Here is a 14954-nt window from a genome sequence, read left to right as displayed (position 1 = left end):
AAAACGTCCCATCACCGCGCGCCGCCGCCGTGACCAAGCTCCACACCGGCACTCCATCCCGATGCCCGGGCGCGCCGTCGGGCTTGCCGTCGGCGTCATAGACCTGCCACTCCAGCGAGCCGCCGCGCTCCCACCCCGCGCCGTCGACCCAGGCGAACAGGGTTTTGCCGTTTTTGCCGGGGATTACGATGGGGTATTTGCGCTTTCCGTTTCCCATAGGCGATACGGCGGCCTGCTTGGCGGCGGCAAGATCGGTCAGCGACGCGCGATAGACCTGTCCCGACGTCTCCCAGGCGCCGACGACGCCGGAGGCGCTTTCGGCGAGAGAGTAGCTGCTCATCGGACACGCGCCCAGCTTCCAGGGGCTCAGGATGGACGAGGCGAATTTTGCGCCCTGATCTTTGGAGACTAAGAGCGTCGTATCGCGGTTGAAGTTATTGGCGGCGGAGCGATAGAGGACATACAGAACGCCGTGGCTGTCCACGAAGGCGCGCATGCTGCAGCAGCCGCATTGCCCGGTGGCGGTAGGGTTGATCTTGGTCTCGCGACCGAATGTTCGGCCGTTGTCGATGGACCGGGCCATGTATACGCCGCCCGCCGATTCCTCTTCGCCAGCCTTGGACGCGTGCCATGTGACGAAAACGTGACCACGCAAGTCGGCGGCGATGGAGCCGCCGCCGTCAATGCCGCCGGCCCAGGTGATCAGGTCGCGCTCGGGGGTGAAGGCGTCGCCCGCATCGGTGAGACGGGCATACAGCATGGCGGTTCCGCCAGGGCCTTTGGGCGCCTTGCCGGATGCGTTCCAGACCACGTGAACGCGGTCATCCTGCCCCACGGCCAGCTGCGCGCCGCGGATCGTTCCAAGCGCGATCGCGCTTCCTGGCGCGCTGTTGACCCGAATTGGGTTGGAGAAGGGCGCATCGGCGCCGAGCTTTTTGTAGACGTAGAAGAGATCGCCATGCGCGGGATCGCCGGCGTAATAGATCAGATGAAGCACCCCATGACCATCCACAACAGCTTGGGGCTGGATGCCGCCGTTCGGCGTGCGCATGAGTGTGACTGCGGGAGAAGCAGCATGCGCGGCGACCACAGGAGCGAACAGCACCGCACACGCCAATGCCGATAGGCGCCATCGAGTCCAAAATGGCATGGAAACACAGCAATTCATTGCTCAGGTTATCACACCCCGCAACGCGTGTCAACTCATGAAAAGCATGAGCCATGTCGTGAAAAAAGGCCGCCGCGATTGCGACGGCCTCTGAGCGGTGGCGCAACTCAACGTTGATTGCTCCGGCAATCGCCGATTTTAGTTCTGTCGAAGAGGAGCGAACCAGGACTTTCGTCCATCGGTGGAGTTGGGATCGTCGGTGCGTGAGACGGAATCGAACTTCATCCACTTGACATGTCCATCGGCAAACGCATAGTTGCCGCCATCGGTATGCCGCTTCAGGGCGTTCAGCTGGATGTCGGGGTGCGCGATGGCCCAATCGTAATCGCCGGCGGAGACTTCGCGCGGAGTATCGGGAGCAGACCACTCCAGGAAATAGATACAGCTAGAGGGAGCGGCGATCGCACTTGTACGGCTTCCCGCATTCCAGGTCCCATTCCATACTTGGTCGGTGCGCAAGATATCGGCGTTGAAGACATAGCTCTGATGATCGAGCGGACCGATCTTAGATTGTGATACTTCCGAAGGACACCCTAATAACTGACTGCTCTTGATGTATGGAAAGAGCGCCGGCCACCAGGTGATCTGAGAAGCGCTCTGCGCTACGCCCCAGTCGGTTGAGCCGATGGGAAAAAAGAACGGCACGGTCCGCTCGTCGTTGTCCTGCTCGTACTGCATGGCGGCCAGGCCGATCTGCTTCATGTTACTGGCGCAGCTGGTTTGACGCGCCTTTTCCCGCGCTTTCGCGAAAACAGGGAAGAGAATCGCGGCAAGAATTGCAATAATCGCAATAACAACTAACAGTTCGATCAGAGTGAACGCCTCTCTGGCGTTGCGGGAACGGGATGTCAGCATATTAGTCTCCTTATACAGAATGGACTTGACGCTTTGAAATATAGCGAATATATCCTAGGGTGATATGGTATCAAAAGCGATAAACACCACTGAAAGAATTATACACTAGAGTATTAATCGTGTCAAGAACTATTTTCGTGGGTTGGAAAGTCGAGCGGCGATGAAGTCTTCGGTGGCCTTGCTGTGGCGGCGAACGTCGGCGGGGATGAGATCCGCCGCCAGGCAGATGGATTGGGCCGGCGTTTCATCCGAGACCAGACGCTGGCGGATCCGATCGGCCGCGATACGGCCCATCTCCACGGACCGCTGGATCAGGCGGTGCGTGTTACGCGCGAGGGGCTGAACGCGCGCGTCCAGATCGTAGAAGCTGAGCAGGGCGAGCTCGCCGGGGACGGAAACGCCGAGGTTGACGCAGACTTCCAGGATCATTCCAAGCAGCGCATACTGCTGGCACGCAATCGCCGTCACTCGGACTCGCTCCGGCGCGCTCAGCAATTCGATCAGATTCGTCTCTACCTGCTCGTAATACTGCTCCCACGGCACGTCCCAGACGATACGCCGCACCCAGCGCTCCGGGTCCGGCACGCCCGCCTCATGGCGCATGAACTGCTGGTAGCCCGCATATCGATCCGTGACGGAAGAAAGCGTCGTCTGGTCTTCCATGAAAAAGGCGATGCGGCTGTGGCCCAGCGTATGCAGATGCCGAAGGCCCATCACCATGGAGGCGAAGTTGTCGGACATCACCACATCGGCGTCGATCCCTTGAGGAATACGGTCCACAAACACAAGGGGCATGGAAGCGGCGATTTTACGCAGCAGGGGCGTATTTTCCGGCGCGGAGATCGGGTAACAGATTACGGCGCCGCATTCCGACGACGCCGCCTCCAAGCATTTCGCCTCTTCCTGGATACTGGCGTTGGTATTGTAGTGGATAAACTGAAAGCCTTCGGTAAGGCTCGATTCGATCCCGGCGAGATATCCGCCCTGCGGAAGCTCCATAAAGCCGGTAAACACCAAACCGACCTTCGTGTCGGGCTGAGCCGAGCGGTCGGCGACCACGGTTCCAACCTTGGGCTTTCGCACAACCCAGCCTTCGCGCTGAAGCTCCGAGAGCGCCTGATGGACCGTCATATGGCTGACATTCCATTGCAGCGCCATGTCGCTCTCCGACGGGATACGCGCCCCCGGCGACAGCTCGCCCTTACGGATGGCGCTCCGAATGGATGAAGCGATCGCGACCCAGCGTTTTTCTTTCATGAAACGAAGCGGCTCTTTCCCGTGCTCTGAATAACCAATTCCGCAAGACATTTGTCGATAACAAAATTGCGTATATTCCCATTATACCAGTGATGGAAAGAGACGCCCACGCCGCAGGCCGAACATGTTTGCGTGATCTTAAGAAGACAAATCTCAAAAATGGGAATACACTATCATTATCCACGCCGCCGCTGGCGTGATATTGCATAATCGCATGAGACTGGAACGATCTGGATGGTGAAACTTTATACTTGGAGCCCGACGACGCCGGCGACGATCCTGGAGCACACGGTGGCGCCGGATGTCGGGCACTCTTCCCTGGAAGTGATCGGCGAGGATGGGAAAACACGGGCCTACGCCAGCTTTTGGCCGGAGCGGGATTCGCTGCTTGGAAAAATCACCGGCATTTGGAAACCGCGCCCATCGCGCTATCCGGACAGCTACACCACGGAGACCGATCCTGAAGGCGCATACATGCAGCGCGAGGCGGAGTATGAGGATACATTCGAAGGACTGGACGAAGACTCCATCGTTCGAATGTGGGACAAGCTGAAAAAGACCGAGTATCACTTTCTGAAGTGGAATTGCAGTAATGTCTGCAAACTGCTCCTGCTGAGCTCCGTCAACCCCGGCGTGCGTCCCACTCTGGAGCAGGCGCTGCAAACGAGCCCAGAGGACTTCAAACACGCGGAGGGCGCGGGCGATCTACTGGCGACACTCGCGCACCTTTCCGCCTCGTCGTTTATCGAGTGCAGTCCGCCGGACCTGCGAAAGCTCTCGGAAGCATACGCCTCCGCCCGCGCCGCGCTGGACAAATCAGCTGTGGGCGGTTGAGCGGGGATGCATCGGGATACACTGAACGTATCCCAGCTCCAAGGAATCCCAGAGCCATGCCATCCTCCATCAGCACGCAGTCGCCCACGCAGTCCTCGGACCCCATCAGCCAGAATATCGACGCCGTTGTCGCGCTGCACGCCCTCGCCGAACAACAGGTCGATCCGCACCAGCGCGGCGTCGAATCGCTCACCTCGTGGCTCGGACGCCCGCAGTTCTTCTATGGGATCCTCGTCGGCGTCAGCCTCTGGATGATCGCGAATACGATCGCCTACCGATCTCATTGGGCCGAGCGTGACGATCCCCCTTTCTTCTGGCTTCAGGGGATCGTCGGTCTCTGCGCGCTGCTCATGACAACCGTGGTCTTGATCACCCAAAACCGCCAGGGCAAGCTCGCCGAACGGCGCGAGCAGCTCGATCTTCAGATGAGCCTGCTTACCGAACAGCGCACCGCCAAGATCATCGATCTTCTGGAGGAGCTGCGCCGGGATATGCCGAGCGTCCATAACCGGGTCGATCCGGAAGCCGAGGCGCTGATCAAAACCGTCGATCCCCAGGAAGTGCTCGCCGCGCTGGAGACAAGGCTGGAGGAGACGATGGAAACGGCGGCCGCCGCGCAGATCGTCACGGATGAGATCGACGAAGCAGCCATCGAAACCGAACAGCGCATCCGGCTCGCGCAGCAAGAGAAGAAGTCATAGCTCTTGCGCCGATCAAGCCCGCGCCGCTTCGAACTGCTCTAGAGCCTCCAGCGCATGAGCCGCATACATCAGGGCTGGGCCGCCGCCCATGGACACCGCAACGCCGATCGTCTCCCCAATCTCCTCGGCGCTCGCTCCGTGCGCCAGGGCCTCGTGCGTGTGGAACGTAATACAGCCGTCGCACCGGGAAGCGATCCCGATTCCCAGCGCCATCAGTTCTTTCTGCTTCTCGCTCAGGGCGCCGGCTTTCATGCTTTCTTGATGAAGCTGACCGAAGCCTTTCATGGTTCCGGGGATACGGCCGCGCAGGCGGCCGATCAGCCCCTGGAGATGCGTTCGATATTCGGGATAATTCGTCGTCATTTTATTTTCCTTTTTCGCGATCTTAATTATTTGCCGGCGGCCGCACTGGAGACGCGATTCCAGGGCAGCAATTTCAAGAACGACATCATCGGGCAGATACCCAGCGTTCCGGTCAGCGCAAGCATGAAACCAACAGCGGCGCTTAAGCCGAAGAAGGCCCGATGCACCGTAAATCCAAGGATCGAGAAGCCAAAGACCAGCCGTCCCGCCGCGATGCGCACCTGCCGCTCCAGCGGGATCACCGCGCTCTGTTTGACGGTGGGAAGCCCGGCGCGCTCCCAGGCCGCAAATCCACCTGTCACATCGGCGATATTGTCCATGCCCAGCGCCCGAAGCCGCTCCGCCGCCATGGCGCTGCGGCCTCCAGATTGGCACATCACCAGGACCGGACGATCCGAGGGAATCTCCCCCACGCGCCGCTCCAAATCCGCCAGAGGGATACAAACCGCCGGAGCCGCATGCCCGGCGGCAAACTCGTCGAAGCTGCGCACATCGAGCAAAAAGGCGCCGTCACACGCGCAAGCATCCCCCGGCGTCATCGCCGATGGGAGGCGTTGTTTTTGGTCAAAGTTCGTCATAATTACTTCTTCCATCTTAATAATAGCAACATAGATATGTCACTATATTCAAGCTAATCCAAATGCCCGCTATCGCATTTGGTGTTCGCGTATGCAGTCCAGCAGCAGCAGAACACTTCGGTCCGCGATGTCGTACAGCATGTAGTTGCCGTCGCGCCGCGACAGGAGTATTCCCTGATCCTTGAGGATACGCAATTGCTGGCTGACCAGCGCCTGGCTCACGCCGGACGCCTCCGTGATCTGCGTCACAGTGCAGGGCTGCCCCTCAAGCCGCAGAAAGTCCAGGATCCGCAGGCGCGTCGGATGCGCCGCATTGCGGATAATCGGCGCGACCCGCTCCAGCGTCTCCATATCGATCAACTCTTGTGTCCGGCTCTCCATAACAATATAGATATACCACTATATTGATCAAATGTCAATAAATTTTAGGGTTGACAATTCTTTTCCTAATATGCAATAGTTCAATAATATTGAAATACGGAAATAACGGAGTATGGAGCAATCCCAATGGCGAGACCTTTCCACCACCCGGCTGCCGAGGACGTGACGATCGACGGCATTTTGTACGCGCTTTCCGACCCGTCGCGCCGCGACATCTTGTTCAATCTGATGGGATGCGACGGCATGAACTGCGGCCAGGCCTGCGAGGGCCTGCCGCCTTCGACCGTCTCGTATCACTTCACGATCCTGCGTGAAGCGGGCCTGATCCATTCAGAAAAGAAGGGCGTACAAGTCGTGAACACCGCGCGTAAGGTGGAGATCGATGAGCACTTTCCCGGCCTGCTGCACAGCATTTTCCAGCACCACAAGAAAGAGCAGAAATGAACTTTGCGTTATTTGCGCTCGCCGTCGCGGCCTTCGGGATCGGGACGACCGAGTTTGTGATTATGGGCCTGCTGCCCGATGTCGCGCGTGATCTGCGCATTTCGATCCCAACTGCGGGAATGCTGGTCGCCGGCTACGCCCTCGGCGTCGCAATCGGCGCGCCGATCATGGCGCTGCTCACTTCCCGACTCCCGCGCAAGCGGGCGCTGCTGATCCTTATGGGCATCTTCGTCCTCGGAAATCTCCTGTGCGCCGTCTCGGGTAACTATACGCTGCTGATGGGAGCGCGGATCATCACGGCGCTCTGCCACGGCGCGTTCTTTGGGATCGGCTCGGTCACGGCTGCGGATCTGGCTCCCGAAGGCAAAAAAGCCTCGGCAGTCGCCATGATGTTCGCCGGTCTTACACTCGCCAACGTGCTGGGCGTTCCGATGGGAACCGCGCTGGGGCAGGCGGAGGGCTGGCGCGCCACCTTCTGGGCCGTTTCCGGAATCGGCGTGATCGCGTTTGTAGCCCTGTGGCGGCTGCTTCCCAATCATCTCCATGCCGAAAAAGCGAACCTTACACGGGAGCTTCAGGCGATACGCTCCGGCCGCGTCTGGGTATCACTGTCCATGACGGTTCTGTTCAGCGCCTCCATGTTCGCGCTCTTCACCTACATCGCGCCGATTCTGCAGACCATCACGCACGTTTCGCCCCATGGGGTCAGTCTCACGCTGCTTCTGATCGGCGTGGGAATGACGATCGGGAACTTCGCCGGCGGCAGGCTCGCCGACCAGAGATTGGGGGCGACGCTCTTAGGGACGACCGCCGTCATCGGCTTGCTGATGATGATCTTCTACTGGGTCAGCGGCTCGGTCGTCCCCACCGAGATCACGCTGTTCGTTTGGGGCGCGGTGTGCTTCGCTTCGGCGTCGTCCCTTCAGCTCAACGCGATGACGACTGGCGCCGCCGCCCCAAGTCTGATCGCCACGATGAACATCGGCGCCTTCAATCTTGGAAACGCCCTGGGCGCATGGATCGGCGGCTTGGCGGTCGCCTCCAGTCTGGGCCTGCACGGCGTCCCGCTGGCCGGCAGCGCGATTTCCGTCATCGCCTTGGTCGTCACGGGGTCATTCTTATGGCGGGCAAAGCCGCGCGAAGCAAAAGCGGCGGCGATCCCGGTCGGCGAAATCTAAATCATCACAATTGGATGATTCGCGTCCCCATTGAATTGCGATGAGGAAGAGTCAATCGTTTCCATATTGATTTCCGAAGGGTGGCGTGTTATGATAGCGAACAGTACATTAAGTTCGCTCTCATCGCACGCCGCCACTATGAAAACACAAACACTCATTTCCACACTTTGCGTCCTTGTGGGCGCCACGATCGCCACTCCGATAGCATTCGCGTCTCCGGATCGCAAAACCCCGCCGGCCGCCACACTTCCCGGCGCCACCGCCGATCCGGATATCGCGGTGTTTGACGGCGTTTATTACCTCTATCCCACGACCGATGGATTTGAAGGCTGGAGTTCCACGTCATTCAGCGCCTGGTCCTCCCGAGATCTGAAAAACTGGAAGAATGTGGGGGTGATCCTCGATCTTCCACGCGATCTGACGTGGGCAAAATCACGCGCCTGGGCGCCCGCCATCGCCCGCAAGGACGGCAAATTCTATTTCTATTTTTGCGCCGACGCCAACATCGGCGTCGCGGTCTCCGATCGTCCCGAAGGGCCGTTCCACGACGCGCTGGGCAAGCCTCTGGTCGTCAGAGGGGCTTATGCCGGGCAAACGATCGATCCGATGGTCTTTGTGGATGACGACGGCGCCGCTTATTTGTACTTCGGCCAGGGTCATTGTTACGCCGTAAAACTTAGCGCAGACATGATCTCCTTCGATCCAGCCCAGATCAAAGAAATCACACCGCCCGGTTATAACGAAGGCTCGTTCGTCCTAAAACGAAAAGGCGTCTACTATCTGATGTGGTCGGAATTCGATACACGCGATCCGCGCTACTCCGTCGCTTACGCCACGTCTTCCTCCCCGCTCGGGCCGTTTACCAAGGCCGACAACAACCCGATCCTCCAGCGCAAGGGATTGGTTCTGGGCGCGGGACATCACTCGGTCCTACAGATACCAGGGAAGGACGAGTGGGTGATCGCTTATCATCGCTTCCAAATTCCAGACGGCAACGGCTTCAATCGAGAAACCTGCCTCTCGCCCATGACGTTCGGCCGCAAGGGAGAAATTCTGCCCGTGGACGTTTTCAAGACAGTACGGGCGCGCCGAATAAAGTGAATATCGCTTGACTAATATACCCCCAAGGGGTATATTAGTTTTATGATGGACACAAAAATCCCAGAAGAAACCGTCGTCAGCACGCTGGACATTCAGGGCATGCACTGCGCGTCGTGCGTGGGGCGTATCGAGCGGATGCTGGGCAAAGTCCCGGGGGTGGAGCACGCCGACGTCAACCTCGCCACGAACCGGGCGCGTGTCACCTACGATCCCGGACAGGCGACGATGGACGCGATGGTCGCCGCCGTGGAAAAGGCGGGCTTCGGCGCATCGCCGGTCACATCCAAGCGGCCGCAAGTCGAGGACGTCCCCAAGCGCGACGCCGCGCTGGTGAATCTCATCGGGTCGGCGGTTCTGACTTTGCCGGTGCTGGTTCTCTCGATGACGGGCATGACGGCGCCCTCGATGGAGAAGATGGGGCAGACGCCATGGATGCTGTGGACGTTCGCCCTGTTGACGGCAATTGTCGTCTTTGGGTTCGGACGGCAGTTCTTTGCCGGCGCGTGGAGCGCCCTTCGACATGGCGGGGCGTCCACGATGGATACGCTCGTCGCGATCGGCTCCAGCGCCGCCTATTTTTATAGCCTCGCCGAACTCTTCACCGCCGGTCATCCCCAAACTTATTTTGAAACGAGCGCGACGATCGTCACGCTGATCCTGATGGGTCGATGGCTGGAAGGGCGGGCGCGGCGGCGGGCGACGGACGCCATCCGCTCGCTCGCGGCCCTCGCGCCGAAGACAGCGTATCTGGTGGGAAGCGACGGATCCGAACGAGAAATCCCCTTGGACCAGATCCAGCCCGGCGACGTGCTGCGCGTGCGTCCGGGTGAAAAGATCGCCGTGGATGGCGTCGTCACCGAAGGCAATTCTTCCATTGATGAAGCGATGCTGACGGGTGAAAGTATGCCGGTGGACAAGGCGACGGGGGACTCCGTGATCGGCGGGACGATCAATGTCGCCGGCTCTTTGCTTTACCAGGCGACCGCGACCGGAGACGCAACGGTGCTGGCGCAAATGGTCCGAATGGTGGAGGAGGCGCAGGGCAGCAAGGCCCCCGTGCAGCGTCTCGCCGACTCGGTGTCGGCAGTCTTCGTGCCCGCTGTTTTGGGGATCGCGCTGCTGACATTTCTCGTCTGGTTCTTCGCGCTGCATGCTGGCGTCGCGGGCGCCCTCGCCCCGGCGGTCGCCGTTCTGGTGATCGCCTGCCCCTGCGCGCTGGGCCTCGCGACGCCCACGGCGATCATGGTCGGAACCGGGCGCGGCGCGACGCTCGGCGTGCTGATCAAGAACGGAGAAGCGCTGGAGCGAGCGCATCAGATCGGACGCGTCGTGTTCGACAAGACGGGAACGGTCACCGAGGGGCGCCCCGTCGTGACGGACATCGTGATCTACGGCGATTGGAAGCGTGGCGAGATGCTGAACCTCGCCGCCGCCGCCGAGCGTCCCTCCGAGCACCCGCTGGCGCGGGCGATTGTCGCGCAGGCGGACGCCGAGGGCTTACCGGGAACGTCGCGGGAGTTTATCAGTCTGCCGGGGCTGGGCGTGCGCGCGACTGTCGATGGCCGAGCTGTTCTCGTCGGTACGGTGGGATTGTTTGAAGAATCCGGCGTCCCTCTGCGGGACGATGTAACGGGCGATCTGGCGCGTTTGGAAGCCGAAGGCAAGACCGCGATGCTGGTCGCGGTGGACGGAGGCGTGGCTGGGATCGTTGCGGTGGCGGACACCGTGCGGCCGGGCGCAAAAGAAGCGCTGGCGCGGCTCGCGTCGATGGGGATCTCCGTCGCCCTGCTGACCGGGGACAGTCCGCGCGTCGCGCAGGCGGTTGCGAGCGAACTCGGAATCGCCGACGTGCGCGCCGGCGTCCGGCCCGACGGCAAGGTGGCCGCGCTGCGCGAGTGGCGCGCGGACGGCGATCGCCCCATCGCCATGGTCGGTGACGGAGTGAATGACGCCCCCGCCCTCGCTCAGGCGGACCTTGGAATCGCGATGGGACGCGCGGCGGACGCCGCGATGGAGGCGGCGGACGTCACCCTGCTGCGCGCCGATCTGAACGGGGTCGCCGACGCCATCGCTCTGTCGCGGACCACGATGAAGATCATCCGCCAGAATCTTTTCTGGGCCTTTATCTTCAATATCGTCGGCATTCCCATGGCCGCCTTCGGCCTGCTCAGCCCCATGATCGCCGCCCTCGCGATGGCCTTCAGCAGCGTCACCGTCGTCACCAACTCCCTGCGCCTGAAAACGATCCGCCTGCGATAGTTAAGCATTCTCGAAAAAAAACATTCCCAGAATGCGCTGGGTTCATGCGATCTTCACTTTTCCGCTGTAAACTATCATCAAGAATCACTTGCACAGCGAAGGATTTACAGCAATGGGAGCATGTCTGCCCAGTATTTCCGTATTGAAGTAAGAGATCTTTCGTTTTCGCCAGAAAGGCCACTATGAACCAGCGCGCAATCCAGCGGGGATTTACTCTGATCGAGCTCCTCGTCGTCATAGCCATCATCGCGATTCTCGCCGCGATCCTCTTCCCCGTCTTTGCCAAGGCCCGCGAAAAGGCGCGCCAGATCAGCTGTTTATCCAACGAGAAGCAGATCGGGCTCGCGATTTTGCAGTATTCCCAGGACAGCGACGAGCGGATGCCCTGCGGGACACAGATCCCCGTTGGCGGCGACTATACTCTCGACGGGATCGGCTGGGCGGGGCAGGTCTATCCTTACGTGAAGAGCACTGCCGTTTTCAAGTGCCCGGACGATTCCACCTCAGGGTCGAGCGCGGCGCCGATCACCTACCCTATCTCGTATTCGATGAGCCTGCAAGTCACGCGCAGCGGGCTGTCCGATTTTACCAGTGATTCGAAGTCTGTCATGCTGTTTGAAACCGTGGGCAGCACGGCGAATATCCTGGCCGTGGGGGACGGCGTGAACGGCGACAACACATCGCCGGCCGCCGACGGCAACCCCGAAGGCTTCAACGGCGTCGGACGGTTCGCGACCGGCGTTATGTCGGGCGCGGACCCCTCAGAAGTGGGAAACACAAACCATTTTTACGACACCAAGACCGGACGCCACACAGACGCCTCTAACTTCCTAATGGCCGACGGCCACGCCAAATGGATCCGCCCCACGGCGGTCTCCACCGGCGGCGACGGCTCGAACGGTGACTGCAACACGTTCACCAGCGGAACCTACGCAGGAGCCGCCGCGTCCGCCGACTGCTCTGCGTCCGGCCTCGCCGCGACGTTCAGCGTCCACTAAAACCCACTCGCTCCAATCCTCTCGAAATCCCATCTCCGCAGTCGCAGAGATGGGATTTCGGCCATCATGCCTTCGCGTTTAAGATCCCCCACCCTCGTGAATACTGGAACCAAGCGCGCCGCGCCGGCGCTTCACAGTTTATCCAAGGAGTTTCCTCAATGACCGAACAGAAATTGATGCTCGATCCCAAAACCACGGCCCTGGTGCTGATCGACCTGCAAAAGGGGATCGTCAGCCGCAACGTCGCCCCGCACACGGCGTCAGAGGTTGTCGCCCGCAGCGCCCAGATGGCGGAGCGTTTCCGCGCCCTGGAGTCGACGGTCGTCCTGGTCCACGTTTCCTTCAGCCTCGACGGTCGGGACCGCTTGACGGCGCCCGTGGACGAGCCGATGGCCGGCGCCTCACCGCCCCCTGGGTGGGATGAGATTGTCCCTGAAATCGGCCCGCAGAGCGGCGACTTAGTGGTGGTCAAGCATCAGTGGGGAGCGTTCTATGAGACGGGCCTGGACTTGCAGCTGCGCCGGCGCGGCGTCCAGACCATTGTGCTCGGCGGACTCGTCACGAACTTCGGCGTGGAATCGACGGCGCGAGACGCCTACGAGCGCGGCTACGCCGTCGTCCTCGCCGAGGACGCCATGGCGAGCTCAACCGCCGAAGCGCACGCGTTCGCCGTTCAATCCGTCTTCCCCAGGCTGGGACGCGTCCGCTCCGTCGCAAGCATCTTAGATGCTTTGAAATAAGCCACGCAAAATTCGGAGACAGGCGGCCGCGCGGATGAATTGGAATGCCCTACACTCATGGATTACCGAAGTCCCATCGCACGCCGGATCGCACTCTGCCTCGCGCTCGCGTGCGTAGCCGCCCTGGCTTTCTTCGTGCATCGCTCAACTCGGCGGCATGGCGTCCAAATACCGAATGCCTCCACGGCAGCCGTCGCAAGCGCCGGCGACGCCGCGCTGCCAATCGATCTCACCCGAGACCAATTGACGCAAAGCATTCTCGATGGGCTGCGCAAACCAGTCATGGGACGCATGCCGTCTCTAGGCGATGTCGCCCGCGTGGCGGACCAGTGTGGACCGATCATCGCCGAGGCGACGCTTCAGCCGGAGACGCAGGCCGGACTCGATCAGATGGCCCAGGACGAAGGGATTACGCGGGAGGACGCACGCGAGAGATGGGTGCATTTGCAGGAGGCGGACCTTCTGCTGGAATCCGGCGGAGACCCGGACGCCCTTTCGGGCGCAGGTGCGGCGGGCGTGGCGCAGTGGATGCCGGGTAAGGGCGGACACGGCGTTTTCCCGACCGATCTGCCGGCGTCTCGACGTTTGACAAGCAGTATCGATACGCTGAAGCGGCGCATCGCCTGGGTAGAGTATTGGAGCCAGACTCCCGAGAACGCCAGAGCGCCGGCGCCGGCTTCTGTAGGACCGGCTCTCACGTCGGCGCAAGCCGCCGCCCAGCTTCCCGTATTGCGCGCACGCCTCACGGCGCTTCGAGAACAGCGCCGGCGCCTGGACCCACGCTACGATCCACGCCGGGCGATCTTCGCGCAGACAAACTATTTGCTGAACCTTTACCCTCGCTTTCCCGGCGGCGATTGGCTCTTTCAAGCCTATCATGGCGGCGAGGCGGGAGTTCAGCGGACCCTGAAAAAGTATCTTGCCTCCGAGTGGCCAGGGTCAGCAGCAGCGGCGATCCGTTATGGGGATGCGGGATCCCGGCTGAGTTTCGAGCAGGTCTATCTGACGAGCGAACCACGGCGTCACGCAGCCGCATTTTCTTATCTCTATGGGCGTGGCGACGACCACCGGCACTACTGGTGGAAGCTGCGCGCGGCCCAGGAGGCCATTGCATTGTATCGGCGCGACCCGGCCGAGTTTAGGCGGCAATGGGAGGCGCTGATGCCGGGCCGATCCACCGACGCTCTCTGGTATGGCGCGACGCTGGCGATCCCGAACACAGCGGCGCTCACGGCCGCCACGGAGCGCGGCGAACTCACATCTCTCAGCGGCGTACCGGGCGTCGTACTCTCCCGACCAGCGCAGCCCATCGTGGCTCGGCCGGAGGCGCGGGGAGCGCTGGCCCTGGTCGCAGGCGTCTATCAGCACGTTGGAGGAAATCTTCCGTTAACGCTGGGAGACGCGGCGCTCTCGCAGCAAGACGCCGTGTGGCTGGCGGCGAATGCGCCCAGTCCCGCTCAGGCGGGGCCGCCGGAACCGGACATACGGCCAGGCGGCGGGCCACTCGCGAACTTCAATGCACATACGACTGGAGTGGTCTTCGACCTGGAGCGTCCTTCGGACAGAAACGCGCGCAAGATTTTGGAATACGCGCTGGGTTATTGGAAAGACCGTCAGGTCCTCTGGTGGAAAGAAGAGCGGGACGACGGCGTCCGCCGTTACCACGTCGCACCGAACCCAGCGTATCGGCTGGCGCTGGCGCGGATCGGCGCGACGGGAGCGATTCCGGCGACGCCGGGCTTGTAAACGCCGGCGCGCAAAAAAGCCGCTCTCCCTAGGAAGAGCGGCTTGAAGCACGATACAACGGACGGTGTTACGCCGCCTTGAGCATTTTCAGCTTCGTGGGCGATTCGTGCGAGGATTCGATCTTGAAGCCCTGAACGGTCTGAGACAATGTGTCCGCCACGGAAACAAGATCGCTGGAGCTTTCCATCAGGTTCTCGGCGGCGCTGGCCTGCTGACCGCTCATCGCCGCCACGCTCTGGATCGACGCCGAGACTTGCTCCGCCGATGCGCTCATCTCTTCCGCAGCCGCCGAGCTCTCCTCCACCACCGCCGCAACTCCATCGATCTCCGCGCTGATCCGGTTCGATTCCG

General features: G+C 61.1%; 15 protein-coding genes and 1 pseudogene. 9 read left to right on the top strand and 7 right to left on the bottom strand.

The annotated features are described in order from the left end of the window. The 3 genes from ABIZ35_RS08095 to ABIZ35_RS08085 form a co-directional block, all read right to left on the bottom strand. Positions 1-1150, bottom strand: a 1150-nt coding sequence (locus tag ABIZ35_RS08095; protein WP_348219378.1) for a hypothetical protein, incomplete at its 3' end; no start/stop codon positions are given. Positions 1151-1306: 156 nt separating this feature from the next. Further along, positions 1307-2023, bottom strand: coding sequence for a DUF1559 domain-containing protein (locus ABIZ35_RS08090; RefSeq protein WP_348219377.1), 717 nt, complete (start codon positions 2021-2023; stop codon positions 1307-1309). Between the two features lie 129 nt (positions 2024-2152). Next, entirely contained in the window at positions 2153-3280 is a 1128-nt protein-coding gene (locus tag ABIZ35_RS08085) for a GntR family transcriptional regulator (RefSeq protein ID WP_348219376.1), read from the bottom strand. A gap of 234 nt (positions 3281-3514) precedes the next feature. Between ABIZ35_RS08085 and ABIZ35_RS08080 the strand changes: the two genes are divergently transcribed. Then, entirely contained in the window at positions 3515-4114 is a 600-nt protein-coding gene (locus ABIZ35_RS08080; RefSeq protein ID WP_348219375.1) for a hypothetical protein, read from the top strand. Positions 4115-4170: 56 nt separating this feature from the next. Further along, on the top strand, positions 4171-4815 hold the full coding sequence (locus ABIZ35_RS08075) for a DUF1003 domain-containing protein (protein WP_348219374.1): 645 nt from the start codon (positions 4171-4173) through the stop codon (positions 4813-4815). Positions 4816-4827: 12 nt separating this feature from the next. Here the strand turns inward: ABIZ35_RS08075 and ABIZ35_RS08070 are convergent, their stop codons facing one another. From ABIZ35_RS08070 to ABIZ35_RS08060, 3 genes are all read right to left on the bottom strand, one after another. Continuing rightward, complete coding sequence (locus ABIZ35_RS08070; protein ID WP_348219373.1) at positions 4828-5178, bottom strand: carboxymuconolactone decarboxylase family protein; 351 nt, start codon at positions 5176-5178, stop codon at positions 4828-4830. 26 nt (positions 5179-5204) lie between these two features. After that, on the bottom strand, positions 5205-5756 hold the full coding sequence (locus ABIZ35_RS08065; RefSeq protein ID WP_348219372.1) for a rhodanese-like domain-containing protein: 552 nt from the start codon (positions 5754-5756) through the stop codon (positions 5205-5207). Between the two features lie 69 nt (positions 5757-5825). Continuing rightward, the gene (locus tag ABIZ35_RS08060) at positions 5826-6137 is read right to left on the bottom strand and encodes a metalloregulator ArsR/SmtB family transcription factor (RefSeq protein ID WP_348219371.1); all 312 of its coding nucleotides are present in this window, start codon (positions 6135-6137) and stop codon (positions 5826-5828) included. A gap of 126 nt (positions 6138-6263) precedes the next feature. Between ABIZ35_RS08060 and ABIZ35_RS08055 the strand changes: the two genes are divergently transcribed. The 7 genes from ABIZ35_RS08055 (at position 6264) to ABIZ35_RS08025 (ending at position 14603) form a co-directional block, all read left to right on the top strand. After that, complete coding sequence (locus tag ABIZ35_RS08055) at positions 6264-6581, top strand: helix-turn-helix domain-containing protein (RefSeq protein WP_348219370.1); 318 nt, start codon at positions 6264-6266, stop codon at positions 6579-6581. Continuing rightward, a complete protein-coding gene (locus ABIZ35_RS08050) occupies positions 6578-7759 on the top strand; it encodes an MFS transporter (protein ID WP_348219369.1) in 1182 nt (393 codons plus the stop codon). The genes ABIZ35_RS08055 and ABIZ35_RS08050 overlap by 4 nt, the downstream gene beginning before the upstream one ends. Before the next feature lie 138 nt (positions 7760-7897). Then, on the top strand, positions 7898-8860 hold the full coding sequence (locus tag ABIZ35_RS08045; RefSeq protein WP_348219368.1) for a family 43 glycosylhydrolase: 963 nt from the start codon (positions 7898-7900) through the stop codon (positions 8858-8860). Positions 8861-8902: 42 nt separating this feature from the next. Further along, positions 8903-11119, top strand: coding sequence for a heavy metal translocating P-type ATPase (locus ABIZ35_RS08040; protein WP_348219367.1), 2217 nt, complete (start codon positions 8903-8905; stop codon positions 11117-11119). 182 nt (positions 11120-11301) lie between these two features. Then, positions 11302-12117 carry a DUF1559 domain-containing protein gene (locus ABIZ35_RS08035; protein WP_348219366.1) on the top strand — a complete coding sequence of 272 codons (816 nt, stop codon included), beginning with the start codon at positions 11302-11304 and terminating at the stop codon, positions 12115-12117. Positions 12118-12275: 158 nt separating this feature from the next. Beyond that, positions 12276-12857: a hydrolase gene (locus tag ABIZ35_RS08030; RefSeq protein ID WP_348219365.1), complete on the top strand. Its 582-nt coding sequence runs from the start codon at positions 12276-12278 to the stop codon at positions 12855-12857. A 57-nt stretch (positions 12858-12914) separates the two neighbouring features. Next, positions 12915-14603 carry a hypothetical protein gene (locus tag ABIZ35_RS08025; protein ID WP_348219364.1) on the top strand — a complete coding sequence of 563 codons (1689 nt, stop codon included), beginning with the start codon at positions 12915-12917 and terminating at the stop codon, positions 14601-14603. A gap of 67 nt (positions 14604-14670) precedes the next feature. Here ABIZ35_RS08025 and ABIZ35_RS08020 read toward each other — a convergent pair. Next, positions 14671-14954: pseudogene (locus ABIZ35_RS08020) on the bottom strand (hypothetical protein); the annotation flags it as partial.

It is taken from the genome of Capsulimonas sp. (assembly GCF_039929585.1).
Classification (GTDB): Bacteria; Armatimonadota; Armatimonadia; order Armatimonadales; family Capsulimonadaceae; genus Capsulimonas.
This window is presented reverse-complemented; position numbering and strand designations above follow the sequence as displayed.

Bases quoted from the DNA above. Each gene is read 5' to 3' on its own strand.
- ABIZ35_RS08090 (WP_348219377.1), bottom strand. From the start codon at position 2,023: ATGCTGACATCCCGTTCCCGCAACGCCAGAGAGGCGTTCACTCTGATC.
- ABIZ35_RS08085 (WP_348219376.1), bottom strand. From the start codon at position 3,280: ATGAAAGAAAAACGCTGGGTCGCGATCGCTTCATCCATTCGGAGCGCC.
- ABIZ35_RS08080 (WP_348219375.1), top strand. From the start codon at position 3,515: ATGGTGAAACTTTATACTTGGAGCCCGACGACGCCGGCGACGATCCTG.
- ABIZ35_RS08075 (WP_348219374.1), top strand. From the start codon at position 4,171: ATGCCATCCTCCATCAGCACGCAGTCGCCCACGCAGTCCTCGGACCCC.
- ABIZ35_RS08070 (WP_348219373.1), bottom strand. From the start codon at position 5,178: ATGACGACGAATTATCCCGAATATCGAACGCATCTCCAGGGGCTGATC.
- ABIZ35_RS08065 (WP_348219372.1), bottom strand. From the start codon at position 5,756: ATGACGAACTTTGACCAAAAACAACGCCTCCCATCGGCGATGACGCCG.
- ABIZ35_RS08060 (WP_348219371.1), bottom strand. From the start codon at position 6,137: ATGGAGAGCCGGACACAAGAGTTGATCGATATGGAGACGCTGGAGCGG.
- ABIZ35_RS08055 (WP_348219370.1), top strand. From the start codon at position 6,264: ATGGCGAGACCTTTCCACCACCCGGCTGCCGAGGACGTGACGATCGAC.
- ABIZ35_RS08050 (WP_348219369.1), top strand. From the start codon at position 6,578: ATGAACTTTGCGTTATTTGCGCTCGCCGTCGCGGCCTTCGGGATCGGG.
- ABIZ35_RS08045 (WP_348219368.1), top strand. From the start codon at position 7,898: ATGAAAACACAAACACTCATTTCCACACTTTGCGTCCTTGTGGGCGCC.
- ABIZ35_RS08040 (WP_348219367.1), top strand. From the start codon at position 8,903: ATGATGGACACAAAAATCCCAGAAGAAACCGTCGTCAGCACGCTGGAC.
- ABIZ35_RS08035 (WP_348219366.1), top strand. From the start codon at position 11,302: ATGAACCAGCGCGCAATCCAGCGGGGATTTACTCTGATCGAGCTCCTC.
- ABIZ35_RS08030 (WP_348219365.1), top strand. From the start codon at position 12,276: ATGACCGAACAGAAATTGATGCTCGATCCCAAAACCACGGCCCTGGTG.
- ABIZ35_RS08025 (WP_348219364.1), top strand. From the start codon at position 12,915: ATGGATTACCGAAGTCCCATCGCACGCCGGATCGCACTCTGCCTCGCG.